Below are 18,395 nucleotides of genomic sequence, written 5' to 3' on the forward strand. Positions count from 1 at the left end.
GTCGCTTCAGCAATTGAGGACACCGAAATGGTTGGGGCTGGCACGCGTTCCAGTTCCTCCCGACAGCGCCCCTCGAAATCGACCAATCGGTCAGCAGCAAACGCATTGCATCGCAACTGCGGACCTCTTGAGGAGCCGCGGCCCCCGCCGCGGTCCGGTGTGTCGTGCGGTGATCTACTCGTCCGAACCCGAATCCAATTCCCGGCTGATGCGGTACGGGGCCAACGGTCTCTGCGGAAGAGGACTGCCTGGCCTTCGCGGGTCGGTCACCTCGGTTGCTCCTCAATGCAGTGCTGTGAGATTCGATCATCGCCGCCAAGCGGTCGCCTGAATTTACTCAATGGACAGCAAACGTGCACAGCTATTGATCGGAACTCCCGTTCCGCATTTGCTGACCGCCCGTCGACCACGTGCCTCCACGGCGGAAAACAGACCCGGTCGTGCAGAATTGGCAAAATCGCACCTTCGGCCAGACGCATAGCGCCCGCGCCGGTCAGCCGACCGTGACGTATGGCAAACATGCACTTCAATAGGGTTGTGCCGGCACAATGCGTCCCCGCATGCGGACGTCCCGCATTACGACACATCAGCTCCGAATGGCTACAGCCAATAAGTCACGTTAGGTACCCGCGATCGGGGCTCCAGGAGGCAGCAGACATTTATCGGACTGCCAATAGATTTAGCAATCGCTGTTTACCCCGAGAGCTACGCTCATGAAGTGGCGATCACGGACGCTGGCGAGCCTCCACATGGGACGCCGCCGACGCGGCGGCGTCCGGCGTGCGTGTCCTCCCCGGAGTTCGGATGGTCCGAGGGGGGACGCACCGGACACCAGGCCGAGAGCGCCGCCCGCGAGGTGCGCGTGTTGGCCGTGACGACGCGGATCGCGGCGGTCATCACCCTGGTGTTCGGCATCCAGCAGTTCTTCGTCTCACGCGAGGGGTTGTGGCTCGCCTACTCCAACCTCGCCACCACGGTGGTCTTCCTGCTGATACCCAAGCTGTACCGGTTCGGTCGGCTTGTCCCGCCGGTCGTGTTCATCGTTGTCGCCTACACATCGATCACCCTGTCGTCGATCTACATCGGCACCGGGATCGGCCTGAACTTCTATTACGTGGGCGCGGCGGCCATCGTCATCCTGATCCTCGGGGTGGACCACATCGCGCTGGCTCTCGGGTTCGCAATCCTCGGTGCGGTCACCGTGGTGATCCTGGAGCTACAGGTGCCGCGCAACACCGGAACCCAGCCCGACTGGGCGTTCCGCACTGGCTTCGTGCTCAACACCGTGGCGGCATGGGTGCTCGTCATAGCCACGGTCTGGTACGCGCTGCGAGAGATCAGTCGCGCCCAGCGCGCGATGGAAATCGAGTATCAGCGCTCCGAGTCGCTGCTGGCCAACATCCTGCCGGTCACCATCGCCGAGCGCCTGAAGCAGCCAGGCCGCGACGTCATCGCCGACAAATACCAGGACGCGGCGATCCTCTTCGCCGATATCGCGGGCTACACAAAGCTGGCCAGCGATATCAGTCCCACCGAACTCGTCCGCTTCCTCGACGATCTCTACACCGAGTTCGACGCACTGGTCGACCGCCACGGGTTGGAGAAGGTCAAGACCAGCGGCGACTCCTACATGGTGGTCAGTGGCGTGCCCGTGGAGCGTCCCGACCACCTCGCTGCGCTGGCCCGGCTCGCGCTGGACATGGCGGATACGGTGTCCGGCCTGACCGACGCGCAGGGCCGCGCCGTCCCGCTGCGCATCGGTCTCGCCGCCGGGCCGGTCGTGGCCGGTGTCGTCGGCGCGCGCAAGTTCTTCTACGACGTGTGGGGTGACGCGGTCAACGTGGCGTCCCGCATGGAGTCCACCGACGTCGAGGGCCGGATACAGGTGCCTCAGGACGTCTACGAGCGACTACGCGAACACTTCACGTTCGATGAGCGCGGCGACGTCGACGTCAAGGGCAAGGGCGTGATGCACACCTGGTACCTGACCGGTCGACGTCAGGGCTAGATCTTGCGGTTCTCCGACTTAAGCAGCCACGCGAGCTTCTCCAGACCGTCGATCAGCTGGTGAAGGATGTCCGCAGTGCTCGGATCCTCGGCGTCGACCTCGTCGTGCACGGCACGCAGCGTGTCCACCGCGGCGTTCACCCGCGACGTCACCAGATCCACCGCCTCGGTGGTGCTCACCTCATACTCCGGGAATCCGGGTAGCGACGTCGTGGCCGCAACGGTGTCCGAACGACCGTCCGGAATCGCGTCGAGTGCACGCAGCCGCTCGGCGATGGTGTCACTGCCGGTGCGCGCGAAGTCCACCAGCTCGTCAAGTTGCAGGTGAAGGTCGCGGAAGTTGCTTCCGACCACGTTCCAGTGCGCCTGCTTGCCCTGCAAGTGCAGTTCGATCAAGTCCACCAGCACCCGCTGGAGGTTGGAGCTCAACGTCGGCGAGGCCTGGAAGCCCGCGATATCGGCATCGGCGCGGCGCAGGTTGTCAGTCATGTCGTTCTCCGTCCGTTGTCCACTGGGTTCAACGGCTTCAACCGGTTCAACGACGGAGGGACACAAGATCATTCACGTTCACACGGTGAGCGCCCTCACACCGCTTGGTCCTGCTGATCCTGCTGGGCCAGCAGGCGGGCGTAGCCCGCTCCCATGCCGAGCAGCACTAGACCGACGACGATGAACACTATGACGCGGAAGATTCCGTCGAGCGTGCCGAGGTCGAACAGGAAGAGCTTGGCCACGGCCGCCGCGACCAGGGCCATGCCGCCACCGACAGGCAACGAGCGCTCGGCCCGCGGCAGCCTGATCGCGTACCACAGGACCGCCGCCGCGACGCCGATCCAGCAGATCGTCGCCGCGACGTGGCCGGCGAAGAAGCCGTACTCCTCGCCGCCGAGCAACACCCCGGCGGTGACGGTGAACATCGTGACGGCATACAGCGCCGCGACGGCGGCCCCGGCCCATAGGATGCGGACGACGTCGTCGTCGAGGCCACCACGGGCCGTCCATGACCACGTGACCACCGCGGCACACGCTGCCAACAGGATGCTGGAGACGAGCGTCGACACCGCGATCGGCGCGTCCAGCGCGGTCGCGGTGAACAGCGTGGCGATCGACGCGTTGTCGAGGTAGTAGAGAGTGCCGATCGCGGCGAACCCCATGGCCGACCACCGTGCCGCGGCGCTGCGGCGGCCCACCACAGCTACGACGACCGCCATGGCCAACAGCACGGGCGCGGCGACCGGCCCGTCGAAGGCCACCGTCACGGCGATGAGCGCCGCGACCGCAGCCAGCGCGCCCCAGACCTGGCGGACCGCGCCTGTCACGGCCGGCAGTCGATCACCGACGACGACGATGCCGAGCATCGCGGCGGACAGTGCCGCCGCCATCACGGCGGAGGTCACGCGATCGGCAGCGAGCGAAAGAGCCAGTACCGGAAGCGTTCCCGCCGCGGTCAATAGCGCCATACCGATGGGATGGCGGCTGTGCGGCAGCAGGAGAAGCGCACCGACGAGGGCCAGGATGGTCGCGATACCGCAGGCGCCGGCCAGCCACGCCACCTCAGTGGCATCGGAACTCACCGACACCAGCGCGATCAGGAGCGGGAGGGTGGCTGCCGCGATGCGAGCCGCATGCAGTCCGATCCAATCCCGGCCCAGTTGCACGGGAAGTGATGCGGCGGACAGGGCCAGCATGAAACCGACCACGAGCAACGTGATTCCGCCTGCCACCGCCGGAGCGAGACCGATGAGCGGCACCAGGACCAGTAACCCGAGATGCTCGGAGTCCCATCGGCGGGCGAGGGTGAGTCCTGCTGCGGCGACGACCGCGGCGAGTGCCAAGCCCGCCGCCGCGGGCACCCAGCCGTAGATGGTGGTCACCGCGATGACGTCGATGTAGGCCGCGGCAATACCGGTGGCCGCCAACGCGATCGCGCCCACCCGTCCGCCGGGTCGTCGATTCAGACGCCAGCCGATACCCACCAGGGCCACGGAGAGCGCCGCGCCTGCCCCGACTCGGATGCCGGGGGCGAGGATGCCGGCCTGCGCGGCGAGCACGACAAGCAGGACCACGCCGACCAACGTCACCGCGACACCCGCGACGGCGAGGGCCTTGCTGATCCAGCCTTCCGACCCCGGCTTCCTTGCGGGTCCGGCGGCGGGCGCAGATGCGGGTGCGGGCATAGGCGCGGCGGGGACGGGCGCAGGCCCCCAGGCCGGGTTCGGCCACTGGTACTGCGGGCCGTACCCGGGGACCTGCGCGGCGGGAGCCTGCGCGACCGGAGCCTGCGGGACTGGAGTCTGCGCGGCGGGAGCCTGCGGGACCGGAGCAACGGGCGCCACGACGGCATTCGGCCGCTCGGCGACGATGCGCGACAGCTCGCGGAGGTCGGCGGAGGCGCGCGCCATATAACTCGCCATCACGGCGAAGTCCGCAGAAAGCCGGCCGATGATGGCCTGATCCGGTTCGGTCATGCCGTCATCGTGTCAGCAGGTGGTCACCGGCGGATGAGTATTACTACCCGAATGTGGTCATTCATCGAGCCCATGCTCGATCGCGTATCTCGCCAGCTCGACGCGGTTGGCCAGTTGCAATTTGCGCAGCGTCGCCTGCACGTGATTCTCCACCGTGCGATGACTCAAGGAGAGTCGCTCACCGATCTGCTTGGCCGTCAACCCCTTTGCCACATGGCGCAGGATCTCGGTCTCGCGCTCGGTAAGCGTCGGCGCGGGCTCCTCGCCCGGGCTTCGTGCCATCCGCCGGTACTCGCCCAGCACCAGTCCTGCCAGGCCCGGCGTGAAAACCGCGCGGCCCTCACCCGTGGCCCGGACCGCCGCGGCGAGTTCGTCCTTGGACGCACTCTTGACCAAATATCCGGTGGCACCGGCCTTCACAGCCTCGAGGACGTCATCGCGCTCATCGGACGCCGAAAGCACCAGCACACGCGTGGACGCCGACACGGCCAACACCTCGGCGGTCGCCTGCGCGCCAGTCCCGTCCGACAGGCGCATGTCCATCACGACCACGTCTGGTTTGACCGCCGCCGCCCGTCGTCGCGCCGCGCCGACACCATCGGCGGTGGCGACGACGTCGAAACCCTCGTCCTCGAGGTCGCGGGCCACCGCATCACGCCAGATTGGGTGGTCGTCGACCACCATTACCGTGAATGCACCGTCACCGTCGGCCATCAGCACTCCCCCGCGGCACGGTCAGTTCCCACTCGGTGCCGGCACTGGGGCCAGTCACCAAGCGCGTATCGCCACCCAGCCACTCAATCCGCCCCACAATCGATTTCGACACGCCGGCGCGGCCCTCCTCCACAGCCTCTTCGAGCCGTCCCGGCGCAATCCCCACGCCGTCATCGCGAATGCTGATCACCACCTCGTCGCCCAGGTCCTCCAGAAGCACGAACGCGTGCGCACCCGGACCGGCGTGCGCGGCCACGTTGTCCAACGCATTGTCCACCGCGGCCTCCACCTCGGCGGCGACCGCCGAGTCCAGCATGACAGGTGTGCCGGGCAGGCTGGTCGAGACACGATCCGATTCCCGGCTACGAAGCATCGGCACCAGATCCGTCTCCACCCCTGGCCTGACGCGGGGTCCACTCGCACTCACCCACCGCCGTAACGACCGCTCCTGCTCACCGGCCAGTTCCGCCAACTCCGCAGTGGCACCACCGATCTCACGGCCACGCCGAGCCACCAGTGCGAGCACCTGGATCGCACCGTCGTGAACCTCCCGAGACAGCCGCTCACGCTCCTCCAGCGAGGCCGCCAGCCGTGCCGCCTGCTCGAGGTCGGCGTGCGCGCGGCGTGCGGTGAGCGCTGCCATCCCGATCGCGAGGCCGACCGCCAGCTCGATGACCACGGTGGCATTGCGACCCACGTTCAGGCTCAGGTATCCCTTGAGCACCGCGCTCGCCGCGGTCACCACCAGCCCCGTTCCCATGCCCACCACCGGGCCGAGCAGGATGGCCGCCGAGATCGTTGCGTTGGTGGCCCACAACGTCGTCGGCCACGACTGGTTGTCCTGGATCCAGCGATCGGAGGCCACGAGTTCCGTCGACAGCATCAACGCGACGACCACAACGAGTTCGGCGACGACCCACGACGGGCGCCGTCCGAAACCCTGCAGATAGGCCAATCCGCACACCGCACTCCACGCGATCAGCACCCCGAAGAGTCCCCACGCGATCGCAGGACGGTCGAGATCATCGGTGATCGCGATCTGGAACACGAGCGCGTAGATACAGCTCAGCAGTCGGAAGATCTGCGCCGCACGCCACAGTGGCGTGACGGGATCGGGAGACGCCGGCGTGCGCTGAGAGTATTCACCGCCCACGCGCTCAGCTCCTACATCACCTTGGACAGGAAGGCCTTCGTCCGGTCGTGTTGGGGATTGCTCAACACGTCCCGTGGCTTGCCACGTTCCACGATCACCCCGGCGTCCATGAACACCAACTGGTCGGCGACCTCTCGGGCGAACCCCATCTCGTGAGTGACCACGATCATCGTCATGCCCTCGCCCGCGAGCTTCTTCATCACACCCAGCACCTCTCCCACGAGTTCGGGATCAAGTGCCGAGGTCGGCTCGTCGAACAGCATCAGCTTGGGATCCATCGCCAGCGCCCGCGCGATCGCGACGCGTTGCTGCTGTCCGCCCGACAGTTGCGCCGGATAGGCGGTTGCCTTCTCCGCCATCCCCACCTGTTCGAGCAGATCCTTACCGCGCGCGATGGCCTCCGACTTCTTCACACCCTTCACGTGCAGTGGCGCCTCGATGATGTTCTGCAGTGCGGTGCGGTGCGGGAAGAGGTTGAAGTGCTGGAAGACCATCCCGATGTCGCGGCGCTGCCTGGCCGCATCGCGGGTGGGCATCTCATGCAGCTTGTCGCCACGCTCGCGGTACCCGATCAGATCACCGTCGACGTACAGCCGGCCGGCGTTCACCTGTTCGAGGTGGTTGATGCAGCGCAGGAATGTCGACTTGCCCGATCCGGAGGGCCCGACCAGAACCAACACCTGGCCCCGCTCGACCTCCAGCGTCACACCCTTCAGAACCTGCAGCGCGCCGAAGTTCTTGCAGACCTCCTGCGCACGCACCATGGGCGCCGTGGCCGTCACAGCTTCTCTCCCAACTGCGCCTTGGCCAGCGCCTCGAGTTGCTTGGCGGTGAGCTTGCGGGAGGCGCCGCGCGAGAAGTAGCGCTCCAGATAGAACTGACCGACCATCAGGACGCTGGTGATCGCCAGGTACCAGGTTGCGGCCACCATCAGCAGCGGGATCGGTTGAAATATCACGGCGGAGATGTCACGGGTCCGCGTGTAGAGCTCGAGGGTGTAGGGCACCGCGGTGACCAGTGACGTGGTCTTCAGCATGCTGATGACCTCGTTTCCGGTGGGCGGGATGATGACACGCATCGCCTGCGGAAGCACGGTGCGCCGCATCGTCATCCACCACGACATGCCCAACGCGGTGGAGGCCTCCGTCTGCCCCTCGGGCACCGAACTGATTCCCGCCCGGATGATCTCGGCCATGTAGGCCGCCTCGTTCAGCCCCAGACCGACCACCGCGAGAACGAACGCGATCGACAGGCCCTGCAGGTTGATGTGAAAGAAGGTGGGCCCAAACGGAACACCGAGCTGGATGTTCTGGTAGATCGTCGGAAACAGACCCCAGAACACCAGCTGGACGTACACCGGCGTGCCACGGAAGATCCACAGGTACACCCACGCCACGGCCCGGAACACCGGATTGGGCGACAGCCGCATCACGGCCAGGATCACGCCGAGGACGATCGCCAAAACCATCGCGAAGACGGTCAGCTGCAGGGTGTTCCAGGCCGCCTCGGACACCCGCTGGTCGAACAGGTACTTGCGGTACACCGCCCAGCCATAGGCGCCGTTGGTGGCCGCGCCCCACAGGAAGAGCGCGACCAGAATAAGGACGACACCGGCCGCCACCCACCGCCACGGATGCCGTAATGGCACGGCGTCGATCCGGGTGGGACTCTCGGGCGGCGACGCGGCGTCGACTCTCATCCGTCGATCAGCTGGTCGCGCCGTTGATGACGGGCTTGTCGATCATGCCGCTCTCGAGGCCCCAGTTCGCGGCGATGGTCTTGTAATCACCCGTTTCGATCAGGTGCTCCAGCGCCTGCTGCAGCGACTGCGCCAACGGTGAACCCTTCTTCACCGGCCAGCCGTACGGTGCGGAATCGAAGATCTCGCCCGCGGCCTCGAGCTTGCCGTCGCTCTGCTTGATGGCGTAGGCCGTCACCGGCGAGTCGGCCGACATCGCGTCGGCCTGGCCGAGCACCACCGCATTGGCCGCGGCGTCCTGGCCGTCGAACTTCAAGATGTCGATCGCCGGCTTGCCGGCATCGGTGCAGGCCTTGCTCTTGGCCGGCAACTCATCGACCTCTTCGGTAGTCGTCGCCTGCACGGAAACCTTCTTGCCGCACGCGTTGTTCGGATCTACCGGCGAGTCCGGCCGCTGCGCCCACTGAATGCCGGCGGAGAAGTAGGTGACGAAATCCACCGACTGCTCGCGCTCCTTGGTGTCGGTGAACGAGGACATGCCGACGTTGTACGTGTCGCCCTGGATCGACGGGATGATCTTGGCGAAGTCGGACTCGCGGTACTCCGGGGTGAGCCCCAGGGTGGCGGCGATCGCGTTCATCAGGTCCACGTCGAAGCCGACGATCTTGCCGCTGGCGTCCTTGAACTCGTTGGGCGCGTACGGCAGGTTCACGCCGACGATCAGCTTGCCGGAGGACTTGATGTCCTCCGGGACGGTGTTGGCGATTTCGTCGACCTTCGCGGCGGACGCTGCGGTGGTGCTGGTCGACGGACCGCTGCTTTCGGTGTTGCTCGCACACCCTGATAGGGCCAGAGCGCCGGCCGCGGCAAACACCGCGGCGATGCGCCACATCTTCGGAGCTGACACGAGTTGCCTCATCTCTCTTCTTCGGGTCGTCATCATTCCCCCAAGCCGAGGAGGTTAACGACATGGGCGCCAGCACGCATGGCCGGTAACGGAACATTAACGACCTCGCCGGGCTGACGGCGCCGTTATCGCCATCGACCGCGACGAAAACGTCCCACGGATTCCGTGCTGTGCAAGACTTCGACCATGAGTACTTCCGCCACGCCAAGTCTGTTGCCCCACCTGTGGAAATCGGCCCTCATCTCCGGCGTGTTGGCCGTCGCACTGGGCGTCGCCGTGGTGGCGTGGCCAGATATCACCATCACCGTGGCCGCGATCTTCTTCGGCGTATACCTGTTGATCACCGGCATTCAGCAGGTCATCTTCGCCTTCAGCCTGCACGTGGCCGCGGGCGGACGCGTGCTGCTCTTCATCAGTGGCGCAGCATCGCTCATCCTCGCCGTGCTCGCATTCCGCCACCTGTACGACGCCGTGCTGTTGATGGCCATCTGGATCGCCATCGGATTCATCTTCCGCGGGGTGGCCACAACGGTTTCCGCAATCAGCGACCCGACGCTGCCCGGCCGCGGCTGGAACATCTTCGTCGGCATCATCAGCCTGATCGCCGGTGTCGTGGTTCTCGCATCCCCGTTCACATCGATGCAGACCCTGGCCCTGGTTGTCGGCATCTGGCTGATCGTCATCGGCGTGATGGAGGTCGTCGCCGCCATCGGAATCCACAGGACCGCCAAGGCCCTGGGCGCGAACTCTGACCCGGCGGCGACGACGCCGGCGACGGAAACGGTTGTACCCACGGAGCCGACAACTCCCGTCAAGGAATCCACTACTGACTGACAGCTCACATCGCATCACCCGCGGCCCCGGGGTCTACTACACTCCGTCGTAGATCCGTAGTGGATTGGGACCGCAGCCCGGGAGATGGTGCGCATGGACGCGTTGGATGTATCACGGTGGCAGTTCGGAATCACGACGGTCTACCACTTCATCTTTGTGCCGCTGACCATCGGTCTCGCGCCGCTGATCGCCGTCATGCAGACCGCATGGGTTATCACGGGCAACACGTCGTGGTACCGGCTGACGAAGTTCTTCGGGAAGCTGTTCCTGATCAACTTCGCCCTCGGCGTGGCAACCGGGATCGTGCAGGAGTTTCAGTTCGGGATGAACTGGAGTGAGTACTCCCGATACGTCGGCGACGTCTTCGGCGCACCGCTGGCGTTGGAGGGCCTGGTCGCCTTCTTCTTCGAGTCGACCTTCATCGGCCTCTGGATCTTCGGGTGGACCCGCCTGAATCGCCTGGTACACCTTGCGTGCATCTGGGTGGTCGCCATCGCGGTGAACATGTCGGCCTTCTTCATCATCGCCGCCAACTCGTGGATGCAGCATCCGGTGGGCGCCCGTTTCAATCCGGAGACCGGCCGTGCCGAACTGACCAGCATCGTGGAGCTGTTCACCAACAACACTGCGATAGCGGCGTTCTCGCACGCCGTGTTCGGGGCGTTCCTCACCGCGGGCACCTTCGTCGCCGGCGTGTGTGCGTGGTGGATGGTGCGGGACCGCACAAGCGATGACGCGCGCACCATGTACCGCCCGGCGGCCATCCTCGGTTGCCTCGTCACACTCGTCTCGGCCGGTGCCCTCGCCTACACCGGGGACGTGCAGGGCAAACTGATGTTCCAGCAACAGCCGATGAAGATGGCATCAGCGGAATCGTTGTGCCACACCACGACCGACCCCAACTTCTCGGTTCTCACCGTCGGGACGCACAACAACTGCGACAGCGTCACACACCTCATCGAGGTGCCCTACGTGCTTCCCTTCCTGGCCGAGGGAAAACTCTCCGGCGTCACGCTCGAAGGCGTCCAAGACCTCCAGGAGAGGTACGAGAAACAGTTCGGTCCCGGTGACTACCGACCGAACCTGTTCGTCACGTACTGGTCGTTCCGCGCGATGATCGGCCTGCTGGCCATACCCTCGCTTTTCGCCGTCGTCGCGCTGTGGCTGACACGAGGCGGCCGCATCCCCGGCCAACGGTGGTTCTCGTGGTTCGCACTGCTCACCCTGCCCACACCGTTCCTGGCCAACAGCGCGGGATGGGTGTTCACCGAGATGGGCCGCCAGCCGTGGGTGGTGGTGCCCAACCCCACGGGTGATCCGGAACTTCACCTGAACGTTGCGCAGGGCGTGTCGGGCCACTCCGCCGGAATGGTGGTGACATCGCTGCTCCTCTTCACCCTCATCTACGCGGTGCTCGCGGTGGTCTGGTTCTGGCTGATCCGGCGCTACGTGGTCGAGGGGCCACTGGAACACGACGCAGAACCCACACCACCGAAACCGCCCGGCGACGACGAGATCGCTCCGCTGTCGTTCGCCTACTGAGGGAGGGAACATGGGACTTCAGGACTTCTGGTTCATCGCACTTGCGGCGTTGTTCTTGGGCTTCTTCGTGCTCGAGGGATTCGACTTCGGCGTCGGCATGCTCATGCGGTGGTTCGGCAGACGCGAGGGCGACGACCGTGAGCGCAGCCAGCGCGCCGTCCTGAACACCATCGGGCCGGTGTGGGACGGCAACGAGGTGTGGCTGATCACCGCCGGTGGCGCGATGTTCGCCGCGTTCCCAGCCATGTACGCGACGGTCTTCTCCGGTCTCTACCTTCCGCTGCTGGCAATCCTGGTCGGCATGATCGTCCGCGTCTGTGCGATCGAGTGGCGCGGCAAGGTCGACGATCCACGGTGGCGTTCATGGGCCGATGCCGCCATCGCGGTCGGTTCGTGGCTGCCCGCCGTCCTCTGGGGTGTCGCGTTCGCCTCGCTGGTACGGGGGCTGCCGGTGGACGCCAACGCGCAGATCCACCTCACGTTCGGCGACGTACTGAACCCGTACTCGCTGCTCGGCGGTCTGGCCACGGGCGGCCTGTTCGCCTTCCACGGTGCGGTGTTCATCAGATTGAAGACCGAGGGGTCCGTGCGGGACGAAGCCGCCCGGTTCGCCGGCCTGCTGGCCGTCCCGGTCACCGTCGTCGTCGCCGCATTCGGACTGTGGACCGAACTCGCGTACGGCAAGGACTGGACCTGGCTGGTGGTCGGTATCGCGGTGATCGCGCAGATATCCGCGGTCATGTTGGTGTGGAGTCGCGGCGGAGACGGGTGGACCTTCGTGTTCACCGCGGTGGTGATCGCGGCCGTCGTGGTCCTGCTGTTCGGGTCGCTGTACCCGAACCTGGTGCCGTCCACGCTCGATCCCGCGTGGAGTCTGACGATCGAGAACGCATCATCGTCCCCGTACACGCTGAAGATCATGTCGTGGGCCGCGCTGATCTTCGCGCCGCTCGTCATCGCCTATCAGGCATGGACGTACTGGGTGTTCCGCCAACGGATCTCCGCCGACCGGATTCCCGACCCGATCGGACTGTCACGGCAAATGCCGTGAACCCGCTCGGCGGCTCCCCCGCGATGCGGCGACACCTGGCCGCGTCCGTGTGCTGCGGTGTGGTCATCACCGGTGCGGCCATCGCTGCCGCGGTGGTCCTGGCACACGTCACGGCGGGCTTCATCACCGATCCGGCATCCCGCAACGTCGCGCACTGGGCGGAGTCGCTGTGGCTCCTGCTGGGACTGTGGGTGCTGCGCGCGGCCGGCCAGTGGGTGCAGGCACGGCTCAGCCAGCGCGGGGCGACCGCCACGATCAGTGACCTGAACCGGCAGGTGCTCTCCACCGTGGCCGCACTGCCCCCGCGGCGTCTCGCCGAGGTGCGCGACGAGGCCGCGCTCCTCACCACGCGGGGACTGGACGGCCTGCGTCCCTACTTCACCCGATACATCCCGGCGGTCGTCCTCGCCGGAATCCTCAGCCCTGCAGCCGTAATCGTCATGGCCTGCTACGACCTGCAGTCCGCGATCATCGTGGTGATCGCGCTGCCGCTGATCCCCGTTTTCATGATCCTCATCGGTCTGGTGACCGCCGACCGCTCCGCAGCCTCGCTCAACGCGATGTCCACGCTCCAATCCCGCCTGCTCGACCTCGTCGCGGGCATCCCCACCCTGCGGGCACTCGGCCGGGCCGACGGACCCGCATACCGAATCACCGAACTCAGTGCAGCGCATCGACGTTCGGCCATGTCCACGTTGCGGATAGCCTTCCTGTCCTCGCTGGTGCTCGAACTGCTGGCCACACTCGGTGTCGCACTGGTGGCGGTCAGCGTCGGACTGCGACTGGTGTACGGCGAGATGGAGTTGGCCAACGCACTCACCGCACTGCTGCTGGCACCTGAGGTGTTCTGGCCGCTGCGTCGCGTCGGCGTGGAGTTCCACGCCGCCCAGGACGGGAAGACCGCCGCAGCCAAAGCGGCTGCACTGCTGGACGAACTCCCACGACCGCAGGCAGGTGTCGCAACGGTGACCGCGGCGGGAGCGCCGATCCGTCTGGACGGGTTGACGCTGACTGGGCGTGACGGCGCGGCCCCGGACGGCTTGTCGGCGGAGATCGCCCCGGGTGAGATCACCGTGCTGACCGGACCCAACGGCGCCGGGAAGAGCACCACCCTGCAAATGATCCTGGGGTTGGCGCCACCGACCTCGGGTCGTGTTCTGATCGACGATGTCGACGTGGTCGATCTCGAACCCCACGATTGGTGGGCGCAGGTGGCCTGGCTGACGCAACGGCCGGTCCTGATTCCCGGGACGGTGCGCGAGAACCTGAACCTGTTCGGACCACTTGTCGATCTCGATGCTGCCTGTCGCGCAGCCGGTTTCGACGACGTTCTGGCCACGCTCCCCGACGGCTACGACACCCCGCTCGGACGCGCCGGAACCGGCCTGTCGCTGGGTCAGCGCCAGCGGCTCGGGCTGGCACGCGTGCTGGGCTCGTCCGCGTCGGTCCTGCTGCTCGACGAGCCGACGTCGCACCTCGACGCGGCACTGGAGAGCCGGGTGCTCGCCGCGATCGTCGCGCGAGCCCGTGCGGGCGCGACGGTGGTGCTCGTCGGACACCGCGCCGAGGTCGTCGCCGTCGGCGACCGCATCGTGCACGTGGGAGGTGCGGCCCTTGCTCGCCACTGAGCCCGACGACCGGACCAACACCGACCCGATGGCCGCCGCCATTGGGCTGCTGCGACCGCGCCGGGGCCGGCTCGCCGCGGCGGTCGCACTCGGCGTGCTGTCGCTGGGAAGCGCACTGGCGCTGGCCGTCGTGGCGGCCTGGCTGATCGCCCGCGCCTGGGAGCGACCACCCATCCTCGACCTGACCGTCGCCGTCGTGGCCGTCCGCGCTCTGGGCATATCGCGCGGGGTCCTCGGCTACTGCGAACGGCTCGCGACACACGACACAGCGCTGCGCGCGGCGGGCAACGCTCGGTCACTGTTGTACCGGCGACTCGCCGCCGCGCCCGCCGACACTGCAATGCGCTGGCATGGTGGCGAACTGGTGTCACGACTCGGCGGCTCGGTGGATGAGCTGGCCGACGTCATCGTGCGTGCACTGATCCCGATCGCGGTCGCGGTCGTGCTGTCGTCGGCCGCCGTCATCGCGCTGGCATTCGCGTCCGTGGCCGCCGCCGTCGTGCTCGCCGTCAGCCTGGTGGTCGCGGGCATCCTCGCACCATGGCTCGCCGCACGCGCGGCCGACCACGCCGAGACGCTGGCAGTCGGCCACCACGCGGGACGAGACACCGCGGGCATGCTGGCGCTCGACCATGGACCCGAGCTACGTGTCGCGGGCCGGCTCGACACGACGATCGCCGAATCGACTCGCCAGCACCGCAACTGGGGCCATGCATCCGACCGCGCCGCACGGCCCGCCGCGGTCGCCGCAGCGGTACCGACGCTGGCGGTGGGCGCCGCCGCGCTGGGTGCCGCCCTGGTGGCGACGACGCTCGCGGCGACAGCGGCCCCGACCACGGTGGCGATCCTGATGTTGTTGCCACTGTCGGCATTCGAGGCGACCTCCGCGCTACCGGCCGCCGCCGTGCACCTGGTGCGCGCCCGCATCGCGGCTCGTCGACTGGCAGACCTCACCGCCCCGGTAGACGGTCGACCGCGCCCGAGGCTGACCCGGATCGACTTGTGCGAGGGCGACCGCCTCGCGGTGCTCGGTCCGAGCGGCAGCGGCAAGACCACCCTGTTGACCACCATCGCCGAGGCGCATCAAGAGCCCCTCACCGCAGGCTATTTCGCCGAGGACGCCCACCTGTTCGACACCACTGTGCGGGATAACCTGCTGGTGGCCCGCGGTGACGCCACCGACGCCGAACTGACCGCGGCACTCGACACCGTCGGCCTGCGGCCCTGGCTCGACGCACTGCCCGATGGGCTCTCGACGGTTCTCGACGGCGGCGCCGCCGCGGTGTCGGCCGGGCAGCGCCGACGCCTCCTGCTGGCCCGTGCGCTCGTCTCGAACTTCCCCATCGTGCTGCTCGACGAACCCACCGAACACCTCGACGCGGTCGACGCCGACCGGATCCTGGTCCGCCTCCTGACACCGGGCATGCTGTTCGGGGCCGACCGCACGGTCGTCGTCGCCACTCATCACCTGCCCGACGGGCTGCCCTGCCGAGTCGTCACCGCCGCCGAATTCAACGCAGAATTCAACTCCGACCGCGGCGAGTACGCTGACCAGACATGACCGGGTATCCGGGCGGATATCCGCCGCCATACCAGCAGAATCCATACCCCGGCTACGGGCCGCCACCACCCAGCGCGCCGCGCAACGGGCTCGGTATCGCCGCGTTGGTTCTGGCGATCGTGGCGCTGCTCTTCTTCTGGTCAGTGGTCGGTGGCGTCGTGATCGGCGTCGTCGCAGTGATTCTCGGCATCGCCGGTCGGGGCCGGGCGAAGCGGGGTGAGGCATCCAACGGTGGAGTGGCCGTCGCGGGAATCGCCTTGGGCGCGTTGGCGATCGTCGTGTCGCTGGCCTTCATCGCCGTCTGGGTTGGCATCTTCAATGAGGTCGGCGGAGCGGACTACCTCGACTGCGTCGCGAATGCGGGCACCGATCGGACCGCCTCCGAGGCGTGCGCCGACCAACTTCGCGATCGCGTGGAGAGCCGGTTCAGCGTGGCCCCAACGCCCACCAGGTAGCGGCGTCAGCCTCGATCCGGGAAGTACTTGACGATGCCCTCCTGCACGACGGTGGCGAGCACGCGTCCGGACTCATCGAAGAAGTGGCCGGTGCCCAGCCCCCGTGAATCCGATGCCACCGGCGACGACGTCGAGTAGAGCACCCAATCGTCGAACCGGATCGGCCGGTGGAACCAGACCGAGTGGTTCATCGTCACCGCGAAGATGCGGTCGAAACCCCACGACAGTCCGTGGGTGGTGATGATCGAGTCGAGCACGGTGGTGTCCGACGAGTACACCAGGGCGGCCGCGTGCAGGATCGGGTCGTCGGGCATCTCCCCCGCGGCCGTCATCCACACCCGGTTGTGCTTGAGCTTCTCGCCCTTGTCCCGCATCACCCACGCTGGATCGTTGGTGTAGCGCCACTCGATGGGCCGCAGCGCCTCGGCGAAGTGCGGCACGGTCTTCTCATAACCGCGCAGCACATCGTCGATCCCCGGCAGGTCGCCCGGCGGCGGAACCACCGGCGCCTCGACATCGTGTTCCAGTCCGCGACCACCGGACAGGTGCGACACCAGGGCCGACCCCAGCAGCAGATCGTCCTGCATGACGTCGACCCGGCGGTTGGCGAAGCGGCGCTCGTCGCGTAGTGCGACCACGTGGAACTCGAGGTCCCGCTCGGGGTCACCGCCCGCGATGAAGTGCATTGACAGCGCACTGGGCGGCAGGCCGTCACGAACCGTGCGACTGGCCGCGACGAACGCCTGCGCCATCATCTGGCCGCCGAACGTCCTCACCGGGTTCTTGCTGGGGTGCGACCCGGTGAACAGGCCATCCGAGACGCGTTCGACGTCGAGGACCGCCAGGAGTTCGGTGAAGTCGGGATGGGACGCTCGTCGCGCCATCGGCTGCTCGGCGCCTCCCGACACGAACCCTCCTAGTGGTCGTCCTCGCCGATCCGGTGAACGTGGATCAGGTTGGTCGAGCCTACTGTGCCCGGAGGAGCCCCAGCGACGATGACCACGAGGTCGCCCCGCTTGTAGCGACCCAGCGCGAGCAGCGACTCGTCGACCTGGCGGATCATGCCGTCGGTGGTGTCCATCTGCTTGACGATGAACGTCTCGGTGCCCCACGTCAGCGCCAACTGACTGCGCACCTCGGGCAGCGGGGTGAACGCCAGCAGCGGTAGCGGTGTGTGCAGGCGAGCCAGCCGCTTGACGGTGTCACCGGACTGGGTGAAGGCCACCAGCGCCTTCGCGTCGAGCCGCTCGCCGATGTCACGGGCCGCATAGGAGATGACGCCGCGCTTGGTGCGCGGCATGTGGGTCAGCGGCGGCGCCGCCGTCGAGTTGTCCTCGACGGCCTGCAGGATGCGCGCCATGGTGCGGACCGTCTCGAGCGGGTACTTGCCCACCGACGTCTCGCCGGAGAGCATCACGGCGTCCGCGCCGTCGAGGACGGCGTTGGCCACGTCGGAGGCCTCGGCGCGAGTGGGCCTGGAGTGCTCGATCATCGACTCCAGCATCTGCGTCGCGACGATGACGGGCTTCGCGTTCTCCCGCGCCATCTGGATCGCGCGCTTCTGGACCAGCGGCACCTCCTCGAGCGGCAGTTCGACGCCGAGGTCACCGCGCGCGACCATGATGGCGTCGAAGGCCAGCACGATCGCCTCGAGATTGGCGATCGCCTCGGGCTTCTCCAGCTTGGCGATCACCGGAACCCGCCGGCCCACCCGGTCCATGACCTCGTGAACGAGTTCGATATCGGCGGGCGAACGCACGAACGACAGCGCAACGAGGTCGACGCCGAGGTTCAGCGCGAACTCCAGGTCGGCGATGTCCTTCGCCGACAGTGGCGGCACCGAGACGTTCATACCGGGCAGCGACAGGCCCTTGTTATTGCTGACCCGGCCACCCTCGGTGACCTTGCACACCACGTCGTCGCCCTCGATCGCCTCGACCACGAGGCCCACGTTGCCGTCGTCGACCAGGAGTCGGTCTCCCGGCGCGGCGTCGACCGCGAGGTTCTTGTAGGTGGTCGACACCCGGTCGTGGACGCCCATGATGTCCTCGACGGTGATGCGCACCGTCTCACCGGTGGCCCACAGCGTGGCACCGGTGGAGAACCGGCCGAGCCGGATCTTGGGCCCCTGGAGATCGGCGAGCACACCCACCGCACGCCCCGTGGCGTCTGAAGCCGACCGGACGTAGTTGTAGTTGGCTTCGTGATCGCTGTAATCGCCGTGGCTGAAGTTGAGTCGAGCGACGTCCATTCCGCACTCGACCAGGGACTTGACCATCTCGCTGCTGCCCGTGGCAGGACCGAGGGTACAGACGATTTTTCCGCGTCTATTCACGGGACCTCAGCATAGTCATGATCGATTCAGATGACCATTCA

Annotated in this window: 16 protein-coding genes; 7 read left to right on the forward strand and 9 right to left on the reverse strand. The window is 66.9% G+C overall.

Features of this window, described 5'->3' with window-relative positions:
- The first annotated feature begins 718 nt into the window (after positions 1–718).
- Positions 719–2,008, forward strand: coding sequence for an adenylate/guanylate cyclase domain-containing protein (locus ABIA65_RS26965; protein ID WP_371747038.1), 1,290 nt, complete (start codon positions 719–721; stop codon positions 2,006–2,008).
- On the opposite strand, the gene ABIA65_RS26970 is transcribed toward ABIA65_RS26965, so the two are convergent.
- The 7 genes from ABIA65_RS26970 to ABIA65_RS27000 form a co-directional block, all read right to left on the reverse strand.
- Positions 2,005–2,496, reverse strand: coding sequence for a Dps family protein (locus tag ABIA65_RS26970; RefSeq protein WP_354525472.1), 492 nt, complete (start codon positions 2,494–2,496; stop codon positions 2,005–2,007). The two genes, ABIA65_RS26965 and ABIA65_RS26970, sit on opposite strands and share 4 nt — an antisense overlap.
- 95 nt (positions 2,497–2,591) lie before the next feature.
- Entirely contained in the window at positions 2,592–4,475 is a 1,884-nt protein-coding gene (locus ABIA65_RS26975) for a DUF2339 domain-containing protein (RefSeq protein WP_354525473.1), read from the reverse strand.
- Positions 4,476–4,532: 57 nt separating this feature from the next.
- Positions 4,533–5,189 (reverse strand): response regulator, encoded by a 657-nt coding sequence (locus ABIA65_RS26980; RefSeq protein ID WP_241404943.1) that lies wholly within the window; start codon positions 5,187–5,189, stop codon positions 4,533–4,535.
- Entirely contained in the window at positions 5,176–6,342 is a 1,167-nt protein-coding gene (gene macS / locus ABIA65_RS26985) for a MacS family sensor histidine kinase (protein ID WP_354525474.1), read from the reverse strand. The genes ABIA65_RS26980 and macS overlap by 14 nt, the downstream gene beginning before the upstream one ends.
- 11 nt (positions 6,343–6,353) lie before the next feature.
- Positions 6,354–7,106 (reverse strand): amino acid ABC transporter ATP-binding protein, encoded by a 753-nt coding sequence (locus ABIA65_RS26990; protein ID WP_241405626.1) that lies wholly within the window; start codon positions 7,104–7,106, stop codon positions 6,354–6,356.
- A gap of 14 nt (positions 7,107–7,120) precedes the next feature.
- Positions 7,121–8,041 (reverse strand): amino acid ABC transporter permease, encoded by a 921-nt coding sequence (locus ABIA65_RS26995; protein WP_241404941.1) that lies wholly within the window; start codon positions 8,039–8,041, stop codon positions 7,121–7,123.
- A gap of 7 nt (positions 8,042–8,048) precedes the next feature.
- A complete protein-coding gene (locus ABIA65_RS27000; RefSeq protein WP_241405625.1) occupies positions 8,049–8,933 on the reverse strand; it encodes an ABC transporter substrate-binding protein in 885 nt (294 codons plus the stop codon).
- A 183-nt stretch (positions 8,934–9,116) separates the two neighbouring features.
- Between ABIA65_RS27000 and ABIA65_RS27005 the strand changes: the two genes are divergently transcribed.
- From ABIA65_RS27005 to ABIA65_RS27030, 6 genes are all read left to right on the forward strand, one after another.
- The gene (locus tag ABIA65_RS27005) at positions 9,117–9,782 is read left to right on the forward strand and encodes an HdeD family acid-resistance protein (RefSeq protein WP_502919630.1); all 666 of its coding nucleotides are present in this window, start codon (positions 9,117–9,119) and stop codon (positions 9,780–9,782) included.
- 93 nt (positions 9,783–9,875) lie between these two features.
- Positions 9,876–11,324 (forward strand): cytochrome ubiquinol oxidase subunit I, encoded by a 1,449-nt coding sequence (locus ABIA65_RS27010; RefSeq protein ID WP_241404939.1) that lies wholly within the window; start codon positions 9,876–9,878, stop codon positions 11,322–11,324.
- Positions 11,325–11,334: 10 nt separating this feature from the next.
- Positions 11,335–12,375 (forward strand): cytochrome d ubiquinol oxidase subunit II, encoded by a 1,041-nt coding sequence (gene cydB, locus ABIA65_RS27015; protein ID WP_241404938.1) that lies wholly within the window; start codon positions 11,335–11,337, stop codon positions 12,373–12,375.
- A 23-nt stretch (positions 12,376–12,398) separates the two neighbouring features.
- Entirely contained in the window at positions 12,399–14,003 is a 1,605-nt protein-coding gene (gene cydD / locus ABIA65_RS27020; RefSeq protein ID WP_354525643.1) for a thiol reductant ABC exporter subunit CydD, read from the forward strand.
- A gap of 28 nt (positions 14,004–14,031) precedes the next feature.
- Positions 14,032–15,564, forward strand: a complete 1,533-nt coding sequence (locus ABIA65_RS27025) for an ATP-binding cassette domain-containing protein (protein ID WP_354525644.1) — start codon at positions 14,032–14,034, stop codon at positions 15,562–15,564.
- Positions 15,561–16,019 carry a DUF4190 domain-containing protein gene (locus ABIA65_RS27030; protein WP_241404936.1) on the forward strand — a complete coding sequence of 153 codons (459 nt, stop codon included), beginning with the start codon at positions 15,561–15,563 and terminating at the stop codon, positions 16,017–16,019. The genes ABIA65_RS27025 and ABIA65_RS27030 overlap by 4 nt, the downstream gene beginning before the upstream one ends.
- A gap of 5 nt (positions 16,020–16,024) precedes the next feature.
- On the opposite strand, the gene ABIA65_RS27035 is transcribed toward ABIA65_RS27030, so the two are convergent.
- Together ABIA65_RS27035 and pyk are read right to left on the reverse strand one after the other, a co-directional pair.
- Complete coding sequence (locus tag ABIA65_RS27035; protein WP_241405623.1) at positions 16,025–16,903, reverse strand: acyl-CoA thioesterase II; 879 nt, start codon at positions 16,901–16,903, stop codon at positions 16,025–16,027.
- 32 nt (positions 16,904–16,935) lie between these two features.
- Positions 16,936–18,354 (reverse strand): pyruvate kinase, encoded by a 1,419-nt coding sequence (gene pyk / locus ABIA65_RS27040; RefSeq protein WP_241404935.1) that lies wholly within the window; start codon positions 18,352–18,354, stop codon positions 16,936–16,938.
- Positions 18,355–18,395: the final 41 nt, after the last annotated feature.

Origin of the sequence: Mycolicibacterium sp. 624 (assembly GCF_040548615.1) — a bacterium.
Classification (GTDB): Bacteria; Actinomycetota; Actinomycetes; order Mycobacteriales; family Mycobacteriaceae; genus Mycobacterium.

Excerpts from the sequence above, each read along its gene's own strand:
- ABIA65_RS27010 (WP_241404939.1), top strand. The coding sequence starts at position 9,876 with ATGGACGCGTTGGATGTATCACGGTGGCAGTTCGGAATCACGACGGTC.
- ABIA65_RS26995 (WP_241404941.1), bottom strand. The coding sequence starts at position 8,041 with ATGAGAGTCGACGCCGCGTCGCCGCCCGAGAGTCCCACCCGGATCGAC.
- cydD (WP_354525643.1), top strand. The coding sequence starts at position 12,399 with ATGCGGCGACACCTGGCCGCGTCCGTGTGCTGCGGTGTGGTCATCACC.
- ABIA65_RS26980 (WP_241404943.1), bottom strand. The coding sequence starts at position 5,189 with ATGGCCGACGGTGACGGTGCATTCACGGTAATGGTGGTCGACGACCAC.
- cydB (WP_241404938.1), top strand. The coding sequence starts at position 11,335 with ATGGGACTTCAGGACTTCTGGTTCATCGCACTTGCGGCGTTGTTCTTG.
- ABIA65_RS26990 (WP_241405626.1), bottom strand. The coding sequence starts at position 7,106 with ATGGTGCGTGCGCAGGAGGTCTGCAAGAACTTCGGCGCGCTGCAGGTT.
- ABIA65_RS27030 (WP_241404936.1), top strand. The coding sequence starts at position 15,561 with ATGACCGGGTATCCGGGCGGATATCCGCCGCCATACCAGCAGAATCCA.
- ABIA65_RS27035 (WP_241405623.1), bottom strand. The coding sequence starts at position 16,903 with ATGGCGCGACGAGCGTCCCATCCCGACTTCACCGAACTCCTGGCGGTC.
- ABIA65_RS26970 (WP_354525472.1), bottom strand. The coding sequence starts at position 2,496 with ATGACTGACAACCTGCGCCGCGCCGATGCCGATATCGCGGGCTTCCAG.
- ABIA65_RS26975 (WP_354525473.1), bottom strand. The coding sequence starts at position 4,475 with ATGACCGAACCGGATCAGGCCATCATCGGCCGGCTTTCTGCGGACTTC.
- ABIA65_RS27025 (WP_354525644.1), top strand. The coding sequence starts at position 14,032 with ATGGCCGCCGCCATTGGGCTGCTGCGACCGCGCCGGGGCCGGCTCGCC.
- ABIA65_RS27000 (WP_241405625.1), bottom strand. The coding sequence starts at position 8,933 with ATGTGGCGCATCGCCGCGGTGTTTGCCGCGGCCGGCGCTCTGGCCCTA.